This window comes from Mycolicibacterium arseniciresistens (assembly GCF_030519285.1).
GTDB lineage: Bacteria > Actinomycetota > Actinomycetes > Mycobacteriales > Mycobacteriaceae > Mycobacterium > Mycobacterium arseniciresistens.
In genome coordinates this window covers 1-2,760 of record NZ_JAUMSQ010000405.1, presented here as the reverse complement: position 1 = coordinate 2,760, position 2,760 = coordinate 1, and the positions used below count along the sequence as shown (strand labels likewise).

The 2,760-nt window shown below is 71.6% G+C and carries 1 protein-coding gene and 1 pseudogene; one reads left to right on the top strand and one right to left on the bottom strand.

Annotated elements, in window-relative coordinates; translation table 11 throughout:
• Nucleotides 1–5: 5 nt before the first annotated feature.
• Nucleotides 6–2,375, bottom strand: a complete 2,370-nt coding sequence (locus Q2100_RS29330; protein WP_302916854.1) for a Tex family protein — start codon at nt 2,373–2,375, stop codon at nt 6–8.
• Between the two features lie 79 nt (nt 2,376–2,454).
• Between Q2100_RS29330 and Q2100_RS29325 the strand changes: the two are divergent.
• A pseudogene (locus tag Q2100_RS29325) lies at nt 2,455–2,760 on the top strand (hypothetical protein); the annotation flags it as partial.

The following is a 2,760-nucleotide window of genomic DNA, read 5'->3' as shown; positions in this document are numbered from 1 at the left end:
CGCGCTCACCTGCCGAAACCGGCGTCGCGCAGCGCCTGCGCCATCGACCCGGCGGGCCGGGCCGGCTCGCGGCCACCGGAATCCTTGCCGCGGGCCGGGTTCCGGCGCTCCTGACCATTCCGGCTGCCGGCATCGCGGCGCGGCGCCGCAGTGTCCCCGCGCGGGCTGCGCCCGCCCCGGCCCTGCTCCGGCGCGTCCTTCAGCCGCATCGTCAGTGCGATGCGCTGGCGGTCGAGGTCGACGTCGACCACCTTCACCCGGACCACCTGCCCCGACCGCACCACCTCGTGCGGGTCGGACACGAAGCGGTCGGCCAACGCGGAGACGTGCACCAGGCCGTCCTGGTGGACGCCCACGTCCACGAAGGCACCGAACGCCGCGACATTGGTCACCACACCTTCGAGCACCATGCCGGCCTTCAGGTCGGCCACCTTCTCGACACCTGCGGCGAAGGTGGCGGTGGTGAAGGCCGGACGCGGGTCTCGGCCGGGCTTCTCCAGTTCGGCGATGATGTCGGTGACAGTGGGCACGCCGAACCGGTCGTCGGCGAAATCGGCGGGTGCGAGCGAGCGCAGAGTGCGTGCGTCGCCGATCAGCTCGGCGAGCGTGACCTTCGAGCGGTCCAGGATCTTGCGCACCACCGGGTACGACTCGGGGTGCACACCAGAGGCGTCGAGCGGGTCGTCGCCGCCGGTGATCCGCAGGAATCCCGCGCACAGCTCGAAGGCCTTGGGCCCCAGCCGCGGCACGTCGAGCAGCGCTTTGCGGTGCGGGAAGGGTCCGGCCTTCTCGCGGTGGCTGACGATCGCCTCGGCGAGTGACTCGCTGACGCCGGAGACCCGGGCGAGCAGCGGCACCGACGCGGTGTTCAGGTCGACGCCCACCGCGTTCACTGCGTCCTCGACCACGGCGTCGAGGCTGCGGGCGAGGGTGCCGGGCGTGACGTCGTGCTGGTATTGACCGACACCGATGGACTTCGGTTCGATCTTGACCAGTTCGGCCAGCGGATCCTGCAGCCGCCGCGCGATCGACACCGCGCCGCGCAGTGTCACGTCGAGGGCGGGCAGCTCCCGGGCGGCATATGCCGAGGCCGAGTACACCGACGCGCCCGCCTCGCTGACCATCGCCTTGACCGGCGCGTCGGCACCCGAGGCGCGGATGTCGGCGATCAATTCGGTTGCCAGGGCGTCGGTCTCGCGTGACGCGGTGCCGTTGCCGACCGCGATCAGGGTCACCTTGTGACGGGCGACCAGGGCGGCCAGGGTGGCCTTGGCGATGTCCCATTGCTTCTGCGGCTGGTGCGGATAGATCGCACAGGTGTCGAGCACTTTGCCGGTGCCGTCCACCACCGCGACCTTGACGCCGGTCCGGAAACCGGGGTCGAGGCCGAGCGTGGTGCGCGCCCCCGCCGGCGCGGCCAGCAGCAGGTCCTTGAGGTTGCGTGCGAACACTGCCACCGCGTCCTCCTCGGCGCGCTGCCGTAGTTTGATCCGCGCGTCCACCGAGGCCGAGAACATCAGCCGGGTGCGCCAGGCCGTCCGCACCGTGGCGGCCAGCCACGGTGTCGCAGGTGCCGCCGCACCCATGTCGACACCGAGCGTGCGGGCGATCATCGCCTGGTAGGCGTCGTCCTCGCCGCCGTCGAAGGTCAGCGACAGCGCCTCCTCCTTCTCTCCCCGCAGCACGGCGAGCACCCGGTGGGACGGCATCTTCTCCAGCGGTTCGGCGAAGTCGAAGTAGTCTCGGAACTTCTGCGCCGCTGGGGTTTTCGCGGCGTCCTCCGACCAGGGCCGGGTGCGCAGCGTGCCATCGGCCCAGAACTTGGTGCGGATCGCGCCGACCAGTTCGGCATCCTCGGCGGCACGTTCGACGAGGATGTGCCGCGCGCCGTCGAGGGCGGCGGCCACGTCGGGGACCGCGTCGCCGAGGTGGTCGGCGGCCAGTGTCTCCGGCACCTGCCCGGGGTCGGCCAGGAGCCGGTCGGCCAGTGGTTCGAGACCTGCCTCGCGGGCGATCTGTGCCTTGGTGCGCCGCTTGGGCTTGTAGGGCAGGTAGATGTCCTCGACCCGCGACTTGGTGTCGGCGGCCAGCAGCGCCGCCCGCAGGTCGTCGGTGAGCTTGCCCTGCTCTTCGATGGAGGCCAGCACGGTGGCGCGCCGCTGGTCGAGCTCGCGCAGGTAGCTCAGACGCTCCTCGAGGGTCCGCAGCTGGGTGTCGTCGAGGCTGCCGGTGACCTCCTTGCGGTACCGCGCGATGAACGGGACGGTCGCACCCTCGTCGAGCAGCCGGACGGCGGCCGCCACCTGGGCCTCCCGTACGGCGAGTTCCTCAGCGAGACGGGCGTTTACCGATACGACGGCAGGGCTCGAAGTCACGCCGAGACCCTACCGAACGCCGCCGACATGTCACGGCGGGCGGCCGGGGCGTGTCGCGGCCGGCCGTTATCGTCGGGCGATGCCCCTGCAGAACCGGGTCACACCGGACGGAGACATCATCGCCACCGAGGCGAGGGGCACGCTGATGGGCAACCGGGGCGTCCTGCACGACGCGGACCGCCGCATCGTCCGCAGGTCGCGCAACCGGATGTGGTTGATCTGCCTGCTCGAGTTCCGCGAGCGCAGGCGGTCGGTGATGACGCCGGGCAGCTACACCGAACTCTTCTTCCTCGACGAGGCCGTCGCGCTGGCCGCGGGTCACCGGCCGTGCGCGGAGTGCCGCCGCGACCGGTACCGGGCGTTCCTCGACGCCTCGCGCGTCGGC